Source organism: Hyphomonas sp. (assembly GCF_965284475.1).
GTDB lineage: Bacteria > Pseudomonadota > Alphaproteobacteria > Caulobacterales > Hyphomonadaceae > Hyphomonas.
In genome coordinates this window covers 1251968-1268897 of record NZ_OZ260087.1, presented here as the reverse complement: position 1 = coordinate 1268897, position 16930 = coordinate 1251968, and the positions used below count along the sequence as shown (strand labels likewise).

The following is a 16930-nucleotide window of genomic DNA, read 5'->3' as shown; positions in this document are numbered from 1 at the left end:
CATGCTAGCAATTCAGACTTTCGGCCCGCTGCGGGTCTTCATGGGACGCACGGAGCTAACGCTTCCTGCTTCGCGGAAGACGCGTGCCCTGCTGGGATATCTGGCATTGTCGGGGTCGCCGCAACGCCGGGATTCGCTTTGCGAGCTCTTCTGGGATATTCCCGATGACCCGAGAGGCGCCTTGCGCTGGTCACTCAGCAAGTTGCGGCCCCTGATCGATGCTGGCAGCCAGACGCGCCTCCTGTCGGACCGTGAGCGCATACATCTGGACATTGCCAGCGTCGCCATTGACTTTCACGCTGTGCGCAAGTGCGCCAACAGCAATGAGGCGGAAGTCGGCGAACTGGAGCGCGCGTGGGAAACCGCCAGTCACCTCCTGCTGGAAGACTGCGAACTGCCGAACCAGAGCGTCTACACGTCATGGCTGGAACAACAGCGTAACGATGCAAGCCGTATGCGCATCCGCATGGCGCGCAGGCTTGCCGTTTTTCCCGGCCTTGCGCCGGAAGACAGAGAGCGTTGGGCGGATCGCTGGCTCTCCGATGCGCCGTTCGACCCGCTGGCGGCCAGGTATGCCGTTGCCGGCCGTCGCCAGCTGGGGCGCGAACGCGAAGCCAACACGCTGGCGGACGAACTGGAAAAGGCTTTTCGGGATGCCAGCCTCCAAGTGCCCGATTGGGCATCCGATCCATACAGTGCGGAGATTCCCAAGGCTGTCATCGCAACCGAGGAGCAAGCACCGCCTTCTTCGCGTCAAGTTGTCCGTCTCATCGAGACCGAGGACAAGACCTCGCTGGCATGGGCAAGTGTCGGTTCACCGGACAATCCTCCGCTGGTAAAGGCGGCCAACTGGCTCTCACATCTCGAACTGGACTGGGAGGCGCCGATATGGAGTCCCCTGTTCCGGGAACTCAGCAAGACGTTCCACTTCATACGCTATGACGAACGCGGATGTGGTCTCTCGGACTGGGATGTGTCAGACATCAGTCTCGACTCCTTTGTCTCCGACCTTGAGCGGATCGTCGATGCAGCAGGGCTGGATCGATTTCCGCTTCTCGGCATCAGCCAGGGCGCTGCCGTATCCATCGAATATGCGGCCCGCCATCCTGACCGGGTGTCCCATCTCATCCTGTTTGGCAGCTACGCCGCCGGCTGGCGGCACACAGCGACACCGGAACAGGTGAGGGAGCGCGAGGCCGTAATGGTGCTGACTGAAACCGGCTGGGGCCAGACCAATCCGTCCTACAGGCACCTCTTTTCCCAGACCTTCATGCCCGATGCGACGCTGGAGGAACTCGCCTGGTTTGATGAATTCCAGAAGAACACGACCTCGCCGGAGAACGCCGTTCGCTTCCTGCACGCATTCGCAGATATCGACGTCAGGCATCGTTTGAAGGATGTCACTGCCCCGACACTTGTCCTCCACTGCCGCGGAGACCTGCGCATACCCGTAGCGTCCGGCCGCGCGCTCGCCGCACAGATACCCAATGCGCAATTCATTGGCCTCGACAGCAACAACCACCTCCTCCTCGGCCGCGAGCCGGCTTCGGTGGAATTTGTTGAAGCAGTTCGGCGCTTTCTGCTCACCTAGGCAAGACGTGTCAGCACGCGAGGCAAATGGTGCGCCGGAGAGGATGAAGCTGGGAACGCGTAAGTAATTAGTCAACGGCTGGACCTATGACCGCTTGCGACCCTGCTGTTGCCAGTGACCCTCGGCTTCGGGAACGGCAATTGCTGGCCCTGACCGTTCACTTAAGCTTTTTGAAATACCTGGCAACGGGCCAGCGTTGATAGCCGGATGCTTCATACGCAGCACGTGCTGGCGCATGTCCTGAGTCGCCTACAGTCTCGACCATGACCATCGACATACCCGCATCCCTGATCTGCGCTTCGGCAAACTGCATCAAGTGCCTGCCCAAACCCTGCCTCTGCCGATCCGGTGCAATAGCTATGATATGAATTGCGCCCATTTGATCTTCTGGATGCAGCTGCAATCCGAAAAACCCAAGCAGACGCTGGCCATCCAGAAGAAGCCAAACGCTGACTTCGTTTTGGTCTAGTAGGGCACCAACGTCTTCAATCTGACGTTCTTGCCAGCCGTTAGGATAAAAGGCGTCATACACAAAGTCGGGCACCTCATGGCGAGTGTTAGCGAAAACCGGCGACCAAGCTGAAGCAGTAAGGTCAAGAACTGCGCTTCGCCGTTCGGGTGTGTACGGGATGATCTGCAGGTCAGTCATAGCGGTGTAAGTATCATAACTGAGCTACGACTGTCAGCTTTGTCCCGCCTACATGCCGCTAGAAGCCAACTGCGGGAACGACCGTTTCTCACCCCGAACTGGACTCGGCCGATCAGTGCCGTATTTCGTTCCCGAGTGGTGGGAATATGGTGCACCGGAGGGGGTGAAAGTGAGAACCTTTTCCGCTTCGCTTTTGCCAGAAAATTGCGGTCTTGAAAACGCTGGTAGGTCCACTCCCGTTCAGGCCGCGGTTGACAGCTCTCCTAGAATCCTTCGGCCTTCGCCTTCCGCCAGTAGAAGAAGGCAAAGCCGGTCACAATAAGCGGGATCATGAGTCCGTATTCGTCGATCCACATTTGCGTGCCCTCGGTATCCACGGTGAGGGGCGTGAATATCTTCTGGATGAAAATATTATGGGCGCCGTGAAATATGACGGCGGGCCAGACACTTCCGGATTTGAACGTGAAATACGTCATGATCACGGACATGCTTGTTATCATGAGCGTGAAACACGCGACCTGAAATACGGGATTGCCTCCGCCATATTTGATGACGATGGGGTAGTGCCAGGCTGCCCAGATAAGGCCGCTCAAAATGGACACGGCGCCAAAGGGCATGACCTTGCGCAATTCCCAGACAAGAAAGCCGCGCCAGCCGATCTCTTCCCCGGCAATTGATCCGAGGGATTTGACGAACTGGACGCTGGCCAGCAGGCCGATCATTACAAACATCGACAAGGCAGGCACATTCGGTGGAAAGCCGAGTTCATCAGACCATTCGGTAATGGTTTCAGGATTGAGCGGGGCCCCCAGCCCGAATGCCCAGATCAGACAGTACGCCAATGTGATATAAGCTGCCGGTATGAAGTACGCCTGAATATTACTGCGCCAGTTGCCCCATGCCCACGGCAGGCTGGAAATTGTGCGGCCCCTGATCTTTTGCGTCACCAGGGCGGCGATCGCCGGACACAGCATCAATGCGCCGACATAGAGGCTGGTGGGATTGAGTTCGAGGATTGCAAAATGCGCAATCGCGCTCAGGCCGCACAGGATTCCCATGAATATGGAAATCGTTATCCAGGCATCCCGCCGATCGATTTGAGAATTTGTCATCTGCGACGGCATATCGAATTTCGATAATTTGTCCAGTGCTTTTCGAAGGGCCCGGAATGGACACTTCGCGAATGGTGCACCCAACAGGATTTGAACCTGTGACCTCTGCCTTCGGAGGGCAGCGCTCTATCCAGCTGAGCTATGGGTGCGAAGTGGGCTGTCTTTAGGACAAGCCGGGCAGGGGTGCAACGGTGAAAGGCGGGCGTATCGTTTGCGCCTGCGGGAATATGCGCTAGCTAGGTCGGGCTTGAATAAGGAACGTCCAGATGCGCAACTCCGGCTTGGCCCTGTCTCTGATCATCGGCCTCGCGCTGATCGGCCCGGCAGCCTGCAAGGAGAAGGCGCCGGATGCAGCGTCGATTGCTGCGGAGGCTGCAGCTGCGAAAGCAGAGCAGGACGCGGCCGCCGACGCGGCGCTGGCGGCGGCCAGGGCCTCTCGAGGCCCCGGAACGCCTGCTGTCTGGGAGGTTTCGGACGAGGACACGACACTTTACATCATGGGCACGGTTCACCTGCTGCGGCCGGGCCTTGAATGGCGCAGCGACGAAATCAATGCCGCGATGGAGGCGGCAGATACGCTGGTGTTCGAGGCCGATGTGTCGAGCCCGGAGGCTGGCGCGGAGATGATGAAATTTGTCCGCGACAAGGGCCTGTTTGCCAATGGCGGCCAGCTGACCAACCTGCTGGATGACGCCGAGAAACTCGAGCTTCAGGCGGCGCTTGATTATGTCGGCCTGCCGCTGGGAGCCGTGCAGAACATGCGGCCCTGGTTTGCGGCCATCAACCTGTCCGTCATGCAGATGCAGAAGGATGGTTTCGACCCCGGTTCCGGTGTTGAGCAGGTGCTGATGGCTGAGGGCCGGGAAGACGGCAAGGCTTTCGCCTATCTTGAGACCGTGGATGAACAGCTCGGGCGGCTCGCCAGCCTACCTGACGATGTGCAGGTTGATTTCCTGATCAGTTCGGCCGAGTCCATCGATGAGGGTGCAGACATGCTGGATACGCTTGTCGATGAATGGGCCGATGGCGATGTAAACGGGCTCGGCGTGCTGCTGGCCAATCCCGAGATGATGGGCTCAGACGCGATCTATGACGCCCTCCTGAAGGATCGCAACGAGATCTGGGCGCCCAAGATCGCGGCCATGCTGGACACGCCCGGAACCCGCCTCATCGCTGTGGGCGCAGGCCACCTGGCGGGCGATGACAGCGTCATTGCGATCCTTCGCGAACAGGGACTTGAGGTGACGGGACCATAGGTCTCGCTGTCTCTTTTGACCGCGACCGCAGGCCGATCCAGATGCGCAGGAACGGAATGCGGCGTCCGATATCGTAGAACAGCCAGCACCCTGCGACCGTGATGGCAATCAAGATGGGCGCCTCGATCGCAATCGGCATGCCGACCTTGGCGAGATAATAGGCGACAACAACGATGATTGTCTGGTGGATCAGGTAGATCGGGAAGATTGCCTCGGTCAGCGTGCGGCGGGCAGGCCCGTCATTTTGCCGCAAGTGAAGGTGTGCAAATCCCATCAGGGCAACAATGGCGGTCCATGCCTGCAATTCGCGCACACCGCGGAAGGTCATGCGCAGCCATTCTGGCGGCATGCTGCCGTCTGACCAGGCATGATAGTAAATCATCAATGCGCCCCATGCGACGAACATGAGGCTTAAAGCCAGCCATCGCCACCGGACGCACGCGTCAAAGAAGGGCTGGTGCTTGGCGATGGCATATCCGAACAGGAAGGTGCCGAAATACAGCGTATGAAGGTAACCGTCTTTTCGGAAATCGTGGCTTTCACCGAATATGGGAAACAGGAAGGCGCGCGTGGCAAACAGGAACAGCCAGGGCGTGATAAACAGCCCGGGCCCCTTGATCAGCAAGGACACGGCCTTCGGCATGCGGCGCATCGGGGGAATGAGCGGCAGCAATGCCAGCGAGTAAATGATGAGGAATGCGACGAACCACATGTGGTTGTAAGTGGGTGTCTCGAGGCAGCCGTCAGCGTCGCACCAATTGCCGGTGCCGGTGACATATTTCAGGTAGAAGTTTTCCAGCCACGGGCCGGGATCCTGCCCGAGAGCCGTCATGGCTTCGAGAACTTCATAATAGCTTTGCGGCGGCACGATCACGAACATGGCCAGCAGGAGAGGCGGCCACAGACGGCCCATCCGGGCCTTCGTAAGCTGGCCGATGCTCATCTTGTCCGCCATGAAGCGCGTCGCCGCGCCGGATATCAGGAACAGCAATGTGAGGCGCCACGGATTCAGGAGCCACATCAGCGGCTCGATCAGCGCGCCAGCGTGAGACGATTTCACATGCCAGTCCCACGTCACGTAGAACATGCCGACATGGTAGAGAATCAGCAGGGCAAAGGCACCAATGCGGAGCCAGTCGAGATCATGTCGGCGGGTTGTCATTGTGAGGCATCTCCTTTGGGTCAGCCCTTCCTTTCGCGATCCTGATCCGTACGCTATCCTCACGCCACGAGCGGCAGCATGCCGGGGCGAGCGGAGGCGGCAGGGTGACGAGTGGTGGAGCTGGCGTGACGAGCGGTGCCCGGTCATTTCTGACGGGTCCCTGGATCGCGATCGCAGTGCTCGGGTTCGTCAACGGTCTGGTGAACATCACGTCGATTGTACTGGAGGCCACAAGCGACGGTGACGCCGTTTCCCTGACCGTGCCGCTGATAACGGAAGGGTCGAGCTACATTCTCTGGCTGCTGCTGGCGCCGCTGATCGGGTATGCGATTCACAAACTGCCGCCCCGGCAGGACAACATTCCGCAATTCATTCTTGGCCATCTTGCGATCACGCTACCCATTTCACTGCTACATATTGGTGGAATGGTTCTGATCCGGCTGGCCTGCTTTTCCCTGCTCGGTGAACGATACGGATTTTTCGATCAGGGAATTCTGCTGCCGCTGGTTTATGAGTGGCGCAAGGATGTCGTCAGTTATGCAGTCCTGGCGGGCACCTACTGGGTTTATCCACTCATCCTGGCGCGCAGGGCGAAACCGGTCGGCGAACGCATAGAAATCCGGGAAGGCAACAAGGCGCTCTTCCTGCCTCCAGGTGATATCCTCGAAGTCGAAGCTGCCGGAAATTATGTCCAGTTCCGCACGAAAGACCGTGTTCACCTCGTGCGCGGCACGCTGGCAACCTGGGAGGCGCGCCTCAGTGAGCACGGTTTCGTGCGGGTGCACCGCTCGCGGCTGGTCAACAAGGCACACATCGCCGCCTTCAAGCCGCGCGCTTCGGGCGACCTGGACATCACCCTTGACGACGGCCGTGTGATCATGGGCAGCCGGCGCTATCGGGAAGGGCTCACCACCTCTCCGTAATTTTAGTTCACGCGCGTGGAACATTGCCGCGGTGCTGCGCATTTCCTTTTCATAACGGTTACCAGGAAAGGAAACGCCATGACACATTCCCTCTTGTCTGCTTCTTCGATCAACGGAGACTCGGTTCACAACGCGCAAGGCGAGGATCTCGGCAAGATCGAGGACCTCATGGTCGACACCGGCAGCGGCCAGATCGAATATGCCGTCCTGAGCTTTGGCGGCTTTCTCGGCATGGGCGACAAGTATTTCGCCGTTCCCTTCAATCGCCTCAGCGTTGACCGTGAGAACAAGCATATGGTCCTCAATGTCGAGAAGGACCGGCTGAAAAATGCGCCAGGTTTCGACAAGGACAAGTGGCCGGATTTTGCCGACCCGCAGTTCCGCACGTCGATGACAACGCACTACGGCTGATCAGTTCGGTTCTCGCGCAAATTGACCGGTCTTTCGGGGCCGGTCTTTTTGCATGCGCCGGTCAGGCAGGAGAATGCGTCAGGCGAGCGTGGCTGAGCGGCGCAGGGCCAGAAGGGCCTGTTCCAGCACGCCTTCGCTGGAGGCGCAGACAATCTGGCCGCCGAGCTTGGGCGCATTTCCCCGCCAGTCGGTCGCCATGCCGCCAGCGCCGCGTACGACCGGGATGAGTGCGGCAACGTCCCAGGCTTTCAGGCCGGTTTCCGCGACAAGGTCGATCGTGCCGGCCGCGAGGCGCGCATAGGCATAGGCATCAAGGCCATAGCGACAGATGCGGGCGGTCGCGCGCAGGTGCGCCCAGGCGCCCTGCTCGGCCGGGTTCAGGATAAAGGGGTCAGTTGTGGCAATCATCGCCTGGCGAAGGTCATTGCAGGGCGACACGCGAATGGGGGTTCGGGCATTGGGCGTCTGGAGTTCAGCGCCGCCGGGCCAGCCGACATAGCGTTCGCCCAGGACAGGCTGGTCGATAATGCCGATGACCGGGATGTCATCCGGGCCCACCAGCGAAATCAATGTGGTCCAGACCGGCAGGCCGGCGACAAAGGCCCGCGTGCCGTCAATCGGGTCGATCAGCCAGCGATAGCCGCTGCTGGAGGGCGTTTCGGGATATTCCTCGCCAGTCACCCCGTGATGGGGACGTTCGGCCTCCAGGATGGCGCGGATGGCGCGCTCGGCTGCCCTGTCGCCTTCTGTGACGGGATCAAATTCAGGTGGTGCAGGGATTGCGGGCCGGGCGCTGGGCTGGGGGCGCACGGCAGAGGGGGCGGGTGCTGGTTCCTGCGCCTTGTTGTCGACCGTATTCAGCGCACGAAAATGCGGCCGGATGGCTGTCCAGGCCGCATCTGCGAGCTGCCCGGCAAGGGCAAGCTCATCTTCAAGGATTATTCCGTCTGGCATCTGGCAGGGCTAGCCATGCCGGGGACCGGGCGTCAAGCGGCGCCGTGGCTCGACTGGTCGCCTTCCAGCGCCTTGGCCAGCTCAAGCAGGCGGCGGCGCGGGCGCTCACCCAGGCGGTAATAGGCGCGCACCAGTTCCAGCGTTTCCTTCTGCGAGAGGATATCGCCTTCCATGTGCTCGGCATCATTGGCCGCATCCGGGGCATCGGCCGCCGGAATACCGTCAAAGAAATACTGCACAGACACGTTCAGCGCGCGCGACAATTCGTAAAGGCGCGAGGACGTGATGCGATTGGCACCGCATTCGTATTTCTGGATTTGCTGGAAGCGAACGCCAACCTGGCCGGCAAGGTCCTGCTGGGTCATGCCCAGCAGCCGGCGGCGGCGGCGAAGGCGCTTGCCCACGTGCAGATCTGTTTCGTCAGCCATTTCTTACTCCAAACTACAGCAGGACGATTCACGTCCCAAAACAGGAATTTCGAGCAAGTCCTACGCAATCACTGTGCCGGAAGGGGTTTCTGTGCCCAAAATGCGGGCAGTTGAGGTTAATTGCACACGTGCGACATTCCTGCGCTTGCTTATTTGTGCACCGCAACATATTTCTGGTCTTGCACTTCGGTGCAGACGCCTCTGGCGTTTCCTCCCTTTGACTTTGGCCGCACCCACGGGTGCGGCCCTTTTTTTGGATCAAAGGCTCAGCGGCGGCTGAGGAGGCTGGCAATCTCGACGATCTGAGACGCCACATCTGTAATGATGGCTCTTATTTCAGAAAATCTGTCCAATCGCGTGATGGCGTGCTCATCCATATACAGGCCGCGATTGATTTCAATCTGCAGGGCATGGATGTGGCGCTTCGGGCGCCCGTAGCGCCGTGTCGTATAGCCCCCTGCATAAGGCGCGTTCCGGGCGACGCTGAGGCCCTGGGCCCGAAAGGCCCGCTCCACCCGCCCGGTCAGCCTTGGATCGCAGCTCGATCCGAACCGGTCTCCCAGTACGATGTCGGCCAGATGGCGGCGTCCGGGCTGAACCGAGGGCATGGAATGGCAGTCAATCAGGAGGGCGGCGCCATGGGTTTCGCACAGGACGGCCAGTTCCAGTGCGAGCCGGTCATGGTAGGCGTCGTGCACCAGGCTGAGCCGGGCTTCCCCTTCAGCGCGGGTCAGCGGGCGGGCATAGATGGGCTCGCCGCGTGCTGCGACCCGGGGCAGGGCACCAAGACCGGCATCGACCCGTGCCGTGGGAATGCCGCTGGCCCGTGGCAGGCCATCGCTGAACATGGTCGCGTCAAGCTCACGTGGGTCTCGGTTGAGATCGGCCACCGACCGGCCATAGCGCGCGGCCATGAGCGTTGCGCCCAGGCCGGGGGCCTCGGCAAACAATTCCTCGACGAAAGCATCCTCGGTCCGGCGAATGTCGATCAGCGGCACGCACAGGGCCGCCTGCATGGGCGCGGGATAGACATTTCCCGAATGGGGCGAGGTGAACAGGACAGGCTGGGCCGGGCCAATCGGCGCGGCCAGCGTATAGGGCGTCTCATATACAACAGATGTTGCAGATCCGCATGCGTCGAGGTCCGTGAGGGGAATGGCGCTGCTCATGTCCCCCATGGTTTGTCTGTTCGCCCGAAGGTCAAGCTTTTTCAGGTCAGTTGGAAAAAAGACACGGGAAATCGCGTCGCTATTCACGCCTGATTTACCGGATCGACTGTTTATGTCTTAAATCAAACACTGATATTCAAGGGGGCGAGCGTGACCAAGATCCTTCTCGCAGAAGATGACGACTCGATGCGCACATTCCTGGCCGCCGCGCTGCGCCGGGCGGGGCATGAGATCCAGGATTATGCGGACGGCGAAACCGCCCTGCACGCACTTGAGCGTGAAGTCTTCGACCTCCTGCTGACCGACATTGTCATGCCGGGGCTGGACGGGATTGAACTTGCGCGCCGCGGCGCCGAGCTCGATCCGGCCATGAAGATTGTTTTCATTACAGGTTTTGCTGCCGTGGCACTGTCATCGGGCGCGCCGACACCGGCGGGCGCAAAAGTCCTGTCCAAGCCGTTCCACCTGCGCGAGATCGTCGACGAAGTCGACAAGGTGATGGCCGCCTAAACCATCTTGACGTGGCGGGCGGGATTGGCCATTACCGCCGCTTCCCGATGGATCGGGCGGTTAGCTCAGTGGTAGAGCACTACGTTGACATCGTAGGGGTCACAAGTTCGAACCTTGTACCGCCCACCATTCGGACGCTTTGTTATCCTTAGGATTTCACGGTCTCCGGTTCGACGATACCTCCTCAGAAAATCAGTCTGTCACACACACGTCACACTCAGTGGGTCAGACAGATGGCAAATATACGTAAGAGAGGCGACCGCTGGCAGGTCCAGATCCGTCGCAAACATGCTCCAAATCTCTCCAGAAGCTTCATCAAGCGCGCGGATGCGGAAGTCTGGGGACGCGAGATGGAGGTCGAAGCGGACAGGCATTGTCTCAAGCACGATCCACGTGAGCTGGATCGCGTTACGCTCGGAGAATTGGTCAGTCGATACCGAGACGAGATATGCGTGTCCAAGAAGAGCCGGGATGTGGAGTTTACACTCCTCAACGCGTTCCTCCAACACCGACTAGCGAAGCTTCCGCTTTCCCAAGTCACCACGTTCGAATTCGCCAAGTATCGCGACGAGCGTTTGAAACGCGTGTCCGCGTCCGGTTTGAACCGCGAGCTATCGCCGCTCCAGCACATGTTCGAGATCGCTCGGTCCGAGTGGGGACTGCCGCTTCAAGACAATCCGGTCAAAGGCATGCGCAAGCCTCAGAATAACGTGCCTCGCTCGCGGCGACTCCGAGGTGAAGAGTATGAGCGTCTGCTGAGCGCGGCAGAGCGGCGTCGAGTGGAGTATTTGAAGCCGATCATCATACTCGCGGTGGAAACGGCAATGCGACGTGGCGAGCTCCTGGGAGCGCGGAGGCGTGATCTGGGGGAGGGGATGCATACGCTCTACATCCCGGACACGAAAACCGGTGTGCCTCGTACCATTCCGCTCTCCGAAATGGCGCGATCACAACTTGTTCACATCGACAGGCTTTCCGACGAGGAGCGACTATTTGATGTTTCCTCCAATGCGTTCAAGCTCACGTGGAGACGCACTGTAGATGCAGCGGGACTTGTCGATTTGCATTTTCACGACTTGAGGCATGAAGCGATATCGAGGCTGTTTGAGACAGGACTTTCTATGCCGGAGATCGCGTCGATAAGCGGCCACCGAGATTTTAGAATGTTGGCACGTTACGCTCATGTCGGTGCTCCAGTTCGGATTTCGTAACCAACATTTCGAATGTGTTGGTCGCCAAGCTGCCGGGATTACGCCTGCATGACCTTCGGCACACGTTGGCATCAACCGCTCTAGAGCATGGAGCAACGCTTGATCAAATCGGCCGCGTTCTGGGTCACCAAAACTCACAAACGACCCGGCGATACGCACATCTAAGCGATGCCGCATCGGGAGCCGTCGCGGAGAAGGTTGGGAACGCAATAGCAAGCGCCATTGGGGACATCGGCTAGGTTCGTCAGTCAGCAGCCATCGAAATTCGCGGATGGTTGCTTGATGCGCAGAGGTTCTTACAGAGTTGGTTGCGTTTCCAGTTGATTGATTGTCGGTCTGGTTCTACCCAACACGTAGATTCACACTTAAGGCATGTGGCTGATAAACACGCTTCATACGAAGATTGGGGCTAGTCAGCCTAGGAGATATCTCGGGTCTTTGAGCGAGAAGAGAAATGCACGTTTTTATCGATACAAATGTACTGCTCAGCTTTTTTGGCTTCTCGAAAGACGACCTAAATGCAGTTCAAAGTGTGTTCGCGGCGCATAAAGACGGCGCGACCACCGTTCATGTCACGCAGCAGGTAATCGACGAATACTATCGAAACCGCGAAAATAAAATTCAAGATGCGATGAAACGGTTCGACGACTCGATTACGTTGGTTCAAATTCCTTCTTTCATGCGAGATTACAAGGAATTAGAGCAACTCGCGAAACTGCAAAGTGAAATGGCCAAACTGAAGTCCGTCGCAAAAAACAAGGCAGAGGATGAAATAGAGGAACATTCGTTAGCTGCGGACAAACTAATTGATGGACTGTTCGAAAGTCACGATCCGGTAGCGATTTCGGAAGCCGTGTACACCGCAGCAGATCGAAGAATGAAATTAGGGAATCCTCCAGGCAAAAAAGACTCCCTCGGAGATGCGGTGAATTGGGAGGCGCTGATAGCGCAGGTACCCGAAGGTGCAGACCTTCATGTTATTTCAGGTGATGGTGACTTCTATTCAAAACGTGACAAGGAGGTTGAGCATCCATTTCTCGCTAGGGAATGGCGGAAAAAGAAAAACTCTGATCTGTTCGCATATCGAACTCTATCCGAATTTTTGGACGAGCACTTCAAGGAAGTAAAGTTCTCGTACGACAAGGAGAAAGAGGCTCTTATCGCGAAGCTCGCCTCATCTCCAAATTTTGCCACAACTCATCATCTGATCGCCGCGTTGGAGAAGTACACGTATTTTTCACCCAACGAAGTTGCTCTAATTGACGAAATAGTTAGTTCGAATTCACAAGTGGGCGCGATTGCGGAAGACCACGATATCGAATCATTTTTGAAACGAATTTCGAATTGAAAGTTTTGTTGGGTCTGTCAATCGAACGCTTCGCCATCAAAGGCGATTCGGAACATCGAAGTAGCGAATTGGGTTGGATTCACCCTTCTTGCGCCGTGGCGATCGCTTATAAGAATAGTGCTCCACAAGATCTGCGTTGGCTTTCTTTCCCTTGAACCCAAATCGATTGGGTATCTCAACGTCGAGCCATAGAAAATGATCGGGGTGAGCTGGGAGCCACTCCTCCGCCTCGAAAACATCAATAAATAGTCCTCCTAGTTCAGCGAGTATAACATTGATCTTACTTGCTCGCTTTAGTTTGAGCTTCCAAACACCTCTTACGGCCTCGTAGACTGACCGTTCCTCGGAAGATTGGTTGACGCAGATAGTAATCGCTGCCTCCTCGAACACGACCTTAGATGCTCGGAAAAATTCGATAATCTTTTCGGCTCGTCTAGCTCCCCTCTCGAATGAGCCGTGTCCACCGATCTCATTTGAAAGGCTTGGGTAGGGAAATCCACCTCGGGGCGAAAAAGCTGGCCTCCCGGTCTTCCCATCGGTCGCGATTCGTAGTGGGTTATACGAAAGGCATGCCTTGGGAGGCGCTAGAATGGATCCCCAACTACAAGAGACCTTACGACAGTTGAGATTGCATCTCACAGAGCAAGGTACCATTGAAGCCGCAGCTGAGAGCGTCCGATCATTCTTTCGAAGTTTCGGGATGCTAGACGCGAGTCGGGAAGCCATCATCCAAGAAGTGGCTGGCATTCTTCAGCGCGAATTTGAAGATGTCGAAATCCTCCGAAAAAATTCCATGATACGGCGCAGAGAGAAGTGGTACTCAGGTCCGAACGCAGCTGATCGGCACTGGCCTGCGCTGAAGAGCTATCTCTTGCATAGAAAGAATTGGTCGGAAGACAACGTTAAAAGCATCGATGCAGCATCCAGCGAAGTCGTCTCCCTGCTGGACAATCCGTTAAAGGATGAATTTTCATGCCGCGGCCTCGTAGTAGGCTACGTGCAATCTGGCAAGACAGCCAATATGGCGGGAGTCATCTCCAAGGCGATCGATGCGGGTTACGATACAGTGATTGTGCTTGCTGGACTGACCAACAAGCTGCGCGAGCAGACGCAACGACGTCTCGAACAGGACATCGTGAAGCGAAACCCACTTTTGTGGCAAAAACTCACGAGGCCGGATGAAAACGGCGACTTTCGGACTCCTGCTCAGGGAGGGCTCCTGTACCACTCGGACAAGGCTCAGCTGGCGGTGATCAAAAAGAACGTGAGTCCGTTGCGCAGCTTGCTCGAAACTATTGAGGGCACCCTTCCTGTCAATCTTAAGCGACTCAGGTTTCTTATAATTGACGACGAATGCGACCAGGCAAGCGTGAATGCTGCATCGGGAGAAACCGATATGACGGCTATCAACGAGAAAATAAGAGTATTGCTCTCACTTCTGCCGTGCGCTTCATACGTTGGTTATACGGCAACACCCTTTGCCAACGTACTCATCAATCCGCATACAGATTCTTCCGGCAGGTTCGACGATCTATACCCGAAAGACTTCATCACGGCGCTTCCTACACCTGAGGGTTACTTTGGTGCAGAGAAGCTATTTGGGAAACCGGCTGCAATGGTCGACGGTGATGCCGAATCTGATGACGGTCTCGATATGGTTCGAGAGGTGCCAGAGTCGGACGAAGCTTTGATCCAGCCACCGAGCATGAAGGAACGCGAAGCTTTCTACCCTCAGATGCCTGGAAGTTTAGAAGACGCCATGCTGTATTTCCTTGCATGCTGCGCTGTTCGAAGAGCGAGAGGAGATGAGGGTGAACACATGACGATGCTGGTGCACACGTCCGCCTTCGTCAACATGCACAATCGGCTAGCTGACCTAGTGCGGGCTTGGGTTGCAAAGAACCAGAAGGATCTTCGAACTCGATCGGGTAGTGTTTCATCGCGCTTGGAGACTATTTGGAACGCCGAACAGGGTCGACTTCCGGACGACATAACTGCCGCGAAATCAATAGGATTGGATGGGATTTTTGAACAACTGCCAGACGTATTGAAGCAGTTAGAAACACCAATCGAAAATGGCGGGAGCGATGACCGCATCGACTACTCCGGTTCCGCGAAGACATATATCGTGGTCGGTGGCTCCATTCTTGCGCGCGGCCTTACTTTGGAAGGTCTAATGGTCAGTTACTTCATCCGAAATTCGAACCAGTACGATACGTTGCTCCAGATGGGCCGTTGGTTTGGCTATCGACATGGCTACGAAGACCTTCCCCGGGTATGGATGCCTGTGCCACTCCAATTGAGCTTTAGAGCTCTCGCTGGAATCGAACTCGAGATCAGGGACGAGATTCGCCAATATGTTGATCAGCAGCCGCTAACACCGATGGAGTTCGCAGTCCGTATCCGTGAGTTACCGGGCATGGCAATTACCGCGGCAAATAAGATGCGTCATGCAGAGAAGTGCGATGTGAGTTGGTGGGGACAGCACGTTCAGACTATTCGCTTCGATCATCTAGACAAGGATGTCGTGTCGCTGAACTGGGCCGCGGCAGGGGAGCTGGTTTCACCTTTGGCAACTCTCTCACGAGAGGCTTCGGGACAGTTGCTTTTCAAGGACGTTCCGAAGGCTAACATTCTGAAATTTCTGAGAGCATACAAAGTGCACAATACTCACAAAGATTTATCGAGCAAGTTTCTAGTGCGCTTCCTTGAGCAGAACCTTGAAGCTCTGGAGACATGGAATGTGGGAATTCCACAGACCAACATTGGGCAGATGTCAAAAAAGTCTTTGGGTTCCATCGGTCCTGTTAGGCTGTTCAATCGAAGTAAGTTGCAAGACACAGGAGCAGTCGCGGACATAAAGGCCTTGATGTCGAAACAGGACGTTTTGTTCGATGTCGAAGCCGAGTTGTCTAGAGCGGGCGCGACTTGGCGTTCCCTAAAGCAGGCGAGGCAAGACCATCTTGGCGATAGGGCACTTCTGCTTCTTTATCCGATCGACAGTCAGTCGACGCCTAAGGCCGAGAGTAAAGTCCGAGAAAAACTGAATGCAGTCGACGACCTGATGGGTTTCGGGATTGTGCTACCGGGCTCGGAGGAGATGGCGGGCAATCATGTGAGTGTACGACTTGATCCGCCAGACCCTGACGAACTTGCCGCGATGGAAGAGGAAGAAAGGTCTTCAGCGGAGGCAGCCGGTGTCTATTGATGATCGGCCAATCCGAGCTTCCGAAGCTTGGGACCACCTTCGCAGAGGGGGTCACGAGCCTGACATGGACAAGGTGCCTTCGAAAAAATCGGCTGTCGCGACGGGAGATGGAAATATTCGATTTGCGCTGGCGGAGAACAACTCTCCAAGAACGTTGCTGCCAATTCCGGCACGATTGAATTTTCAGTACGAAACGGTCGCGAGCTCTCTGAGCGTGAAGACAGAAAGGCTGATCGAGAATGGAAGATCGGTTCGCTACATCAGCCTCGCGTGCAGTGACCCTGGGTTAGAGAAAGTGTTCGGTGACGTAGTCGACAACATTGTCGAACGCGTGGCGAGTGGTGACACGACTTGGGACGCTTGCATCGGTACATTGGCAGAATTTCATCGACTTTTCAGTTCTGGGCCAGCGATCGATACTCGTACCATTCGCGGGCTGGTTGGCGAGTTGCTGTTTCTTACGGATGCACTGGATCACGGAGCAGAGCATTTGGACATGTGGACGGGGCCGGAAAAGGATCGACACGATTTCCGAAAAGGAACCGATGCTTTCGAGGTTAAGACAGTAGGACGCCGCGGCGGCACAAAGCTTAGAATATCATCCGAAGTCCAACTTTCTCCTCCGCTAGGAGGCCGCCTCTTTCTCATTCGCTATGCGCTTGAGAAGGCCGAAGACGGCCAACATTCCGTTTCTTCGCTGACCACCGAGATTAGTCGTCGCCTATCAAATGTGGTTAAGTTTCGTGACCTATTGGCCGCAGTTGGATGCAGCGACCCTAATTCACGCGCTTGGAACGAGCACGCTTTCAATCTTGAGGAGCGCTGGACCTTTCGAATCGCCGGTGATTTTCCTCGCATCGTAGAAAACAGCTTCGTTGGATCACGTTTCCCCATAGGAATTTCATCGATCGAGTATGATGTTGACTTGGCATATGCGAACGCGTGTCGACTGAATGATGATGAATTTGAAAAGCTAATGATCGAGGTACTTGGTTGAG

Annotated in this window: 16 protein-coding genes and 2 tRNA genes; 11 read left to right on the top strand and 7 right to left on the bottom strand. The window is 56.7% G+C overall.

Annotation, left to right across the window (positions count from 1 at the left end):
- Nucleotide 1 precedes the first annotated feature (1 nt).
- Nucleotides 2-1591: an alpha/beta fold hydrolase gene (locus tag ACQ66M_RS05925; protein ID WP_350172664.1), complete on the top strand. Its 1590-nt coding sequence runs from the start codon at nucleotides 2-4 to the stop codon at nucleotides 1589-1591.
- A 157-nt stretch (nucleotides 1592-1748) separates the two neighbouring features.
- Here the strand turns inward: ACQ66M_RS05925 and ACQ66M_RS05920 are convergent, their stop codons facing one another.
- From ACQ66M_RS05920 to ACQ66M_RS05910, 3 genes are all read right to left on the bottom strand, one after another.
- Complete coding sequence (locus tag ACQ66M_RS05920) at nucleotides 1749-2240, bottom strand: GNAT family N-acetyltransferase (RefSeq protein WP_430402537.1); 492 nt, start codon at nucleotides 2238-2240, stop codon at nucleotides 1749-1751.
- A 263-nt stretch (nucleotides 2241-2503) separates the two neighbouring features.
- Nucleotides 2504-3352 carry a CPBP family intramembrane glutamic endopeptidase gene (locus tag ACQ66M_RS05915; RefSeq protein ID WP_034736811.1) on the bottom strand — a complete coding sequence of 283 codons (849 nt, stop codon included), beginning with the start codon at nucleotides 3350-3352 and terminating at the stop codon, nucleotides 2504-2506.
- Nucleotides 3353-3424: 72 nt separating this feature from the next.
- Nucleotides 3425-3501, bottom strand: a tRNA-Arg gene (locus ACQ66M_RS05910).
- 132 nt (nucleotides 3502-3633) lie between these two features.
- On the opposite strand from ACQ66M_RS05910, the gene ACQ66M_RS05905 reads away from it, so the two are divergent.
- On the top strand, nucleotides 3634-4608 hold the full coding sequence (locus ACQ66M_RS05905; protein ID WP_430402535.1) for a TraB/GumN family protein: 975 nt from the start codon (nucleotides 3634-3636) through the stop codon (nucleotides 4606-4608).
- Here ACQ66M_RS05905 and ACQ66M_RS05900 read toward each other — a convergent pair.
- The gene (locus ACQ66M_RS05900; protein WP_430402533.1) at nucleotides 4562-5770 is read right to left on the bottom strand and encodes an acyltransferase family protein; all 1209 of its coding nucleotides are present in this window, start codon (nucleotides 5768-5770) and stop codon (nucleotides 4562-4564) included. The genes ACQ66M_RS05905 and ACQ66M_RS05900 overlap by 47 nt on opposite strands.
- Nucleotides 5771-5874: 104 nt before the next feature.
- On the opposite strand from ACQ66M_RS05900, the gene ACQ66M_RS05895 reads away from it, so the two are divergent.
- Nucleotides 5875-6693, top strand: a complete 819-nt coding sequence (locus tag ACQ66M_RS05895) for a LytTR family DNA-binding domain-containing protein (protein WP_430402531.1) — start codon at nucleotides 5875-5877, stop codon at nucleotides 6691-6693.
- Between the two features lie 78 nt (nucleotides 6694-6771).
- Nucleotides 6772-7104, top strand: a complete 333-nt coding sequence (locus tag ACQ66M_RS05890) for a PRC-barrel domain-containing protein (protein ID WP_299949399.1) — start codon at nucleotides 6772-6774, stop codon at nucleotides 7102-7104.
- Nucleotides 7105-7182: 78 nt separating this feature from the next.
- Here the strand turns inward: ACQ66M_RS05890 and ACQ66M_RS05885 are convergent, their stop codons facing one another.
- From ACQ66M_RS05885 to ACQ66M_RS05875, 3 genes are all read right to left on the bottom strand, one after another.
- Complete coding sequence (locus ACQ66M_RS05885; RefSeq protein WP_430402529.1) at nucleotides 7183-8058, bottom strand: inositol monophosphatase family protein; 876 nt, start codon at nucleotides 8056-8058, stop codon at nucleotides 7183-7185.
- Nucleotides 8059-8090: 32 nt separating this feature from the next.
- Nucleotides 8091-8486, bottom strand: coding sequence for a helix-turn-helix domain-containing protein (locus ACQ66M_RS05880; protein WP_350172651.1), 396 nt, complete (start codon nucleotides 8484-8486; stop codon nucleotides 8091-8093).
- 266 nt (nucleotides 8487-8752) lie between these two features.
- Entirely contained in the window at nucleotides 8753-9655 is a 903-nt protein-coding gene (locus ACQ66M_RS05875) for an N-formylglutamate amidohydrolase (RefSeq protein WP_430402527.1), read from the bottom strand.
- Nucleotides 9656-9805: 150 nt separating this feature from the next.
- Between ACQ66M_RS05875 and cpdR the strand changes: the two genes are divergently transcribed.
- The 7 genes from cpdR (at nucleotide 9806) to ACQ66M_RS05840 (ending at nucleotide 16929) form a co-directional block, all read left to right on the top strand.
- Nucleotides 9806-10165: a cell cycle two-component system response regulator CpdR gene (gene cpdR / locus ACQ66M_RS05870; protein WP_035617936.1), complete on the top strand. Its 360-nt coding sequence runs from the start codon at nucleotides 9806-9808 to the stop codon at nucleotides 10163-10165.
- Between the two features lie 54 nt (nucleotides 10166-10219).
- Nucleotides 10220-10294 (top strand) — tRNA-Val (locus tag ACQ66M_RS05865).
- A gap of 104 nt (nucleotides 10295-10398) precedes the next feature.
- Nucleotides 10399-11376 (top strand): integrase, encoded by a 978-nt coding sequence (locus ACQ66M_RS05860; protein WP_430402525.1) that lies wholly within the window; start codon nucleotides 10399-10401, stop codon nucleotides 11374-11376.
- A 14-nt stretch (nucleotides 11377-11390) separates the two neighbouring features.
- Nucleotides 11391-11615 (top strand): tyrosine-type recombinase/integrase, encoded by a 225-nt coding sequence (locus ACQ66M_RS05855; protein WP_430402523.1) that lies wholly within the window; start codon nucleotides 11391-11393, stop codon nucleotides 11613-11615.
- 215 nt (nucleotides 11616-11830) lie between these two features.
- The gene (locus tag ACQ66M_RS05850; RefSeq protein WP_430402521.1) at nucleotides 11831-12724 is read left to right on the top strand and encodes a PIN domain-containing protein; all 894 of its coding nucleotides are present in this window, start codon (nucleotides 11831-11833) and stop codon (nucleotides 12722-12724) included.
- Between the two features lie 589 nt (nucleotides 12725-13313).
- The gene (locus tag ACQ66M_RS05845) at nucleotides 13314-15932 is read left to right on the top strand and encodes a Z1 domain-containing protein (protein ID WP_430402519.1); all 2619 of its coding nucleotides are present in this window, start codon (nucleotides 13314-13316) and stop codon (nucleotides 15930-15932) included.
- Entirely contained in the window at nucleotides 15844-16929 is a 1086-nt protein-coding gene (locus ACQ66M_RS05840) for a PD-(D/E)XK motif protein (RefSeq protein WP_430402517.1), read from the top strand. Before ACQ66M_RS05845 ends, ACQ66M_RS05840 begins: the two co-directional genes overlap by 89 nt.
- The last annotated feature ends 1 nt before the right edge of the window (nucleotide 16930 follow it).

What these genes read in the sequence shown, in the direction of transcription:
- ACQ66M_RS05875 (WP_430402527.1), bottom strand. Translation starts at nt 9,655, where the DNA reads ATGAGCAGCGCCATTCCCCTCACGGACCTCGACGCATGCGGATCTGCA.
- ACQ66M_RS05885 (WP_430402529.1), bottom strand. Translation starts at nt 8,058, where the DNA reads ATGCCAGACGGAATAATCCTTGAAGATGAGCTTGCCCTTGCCGGGCAG.
- ACQ66M_RS05890 (WP_299949399.1), top strand. Translation starts at nt 6,772, where the DNA reads ATGACACATTCCCTCTTGTCTGCTTCTTCGATCAACGGAGACTCGGTT.
- ACQ66M_RS05845 (WP_430402519.1), top strand. Translation starts at nt 13,314, where the DNA reads ATGGATCCCCAACTACAAGAGACCTTACGACAGTTGAGATTGCATCTC.
- ACQ66M_RS05900 (WP_430402533.1), bottom strand. Translation starts at nt 5,770, where the DNA reads ATGACAACCCGCCGACATGATCTCGACTGGCTCCGCATTGGTGCCTTT.
- ACQ66M_RS05925 (WP_350172664.1), top strand. Translation starts at nt 2, where the DNA reads ATGCTAGCAATTCAGACTTTCGGCCCGCTGCGGGTCTTCATGGGACGC.
- ACQ66M_RS05860 (WP_430402525.1), top strand. Translation starts at nt 10,399, where the DNA reads ATGGCAAATATACGTAAGAGAGGCGACCGCTGGCAGGTCCAGATCCGT.
- ACQ66M_RS05915 (WP_034736811.1), bottom strand. Translation starts at nt 3,352, where the DNA reads ATGACAAATTCTCAAATCGATCGGCGGGATGCCTGGATAACGATTTCC.
- ACQ66M_RS05880 (WP_350172651.1), bottom strand. Translation starts at nt 8,486, where the DNA reads ATGGCTGACGAAACAGATCTGCACGTGGGCAAGCGCCTTCGCCGCCGC.
- ACQ66M_RS05920 (WP_430402537.1), bottom strand. Translation starts at nt 2,240, where the DNA reads ATGACTGACCTGCAGATCATCCCGTACACACCCGAACGGCGAAGCGCA.
- ACQ66M_RS05850 (WP_430402521.1), top strand. Translation starts at nt 11,831, where the DNA reads ATGCACGTTTTTATCGATACAAATGTACTGCTCAGCTTTTTTGGCTTC.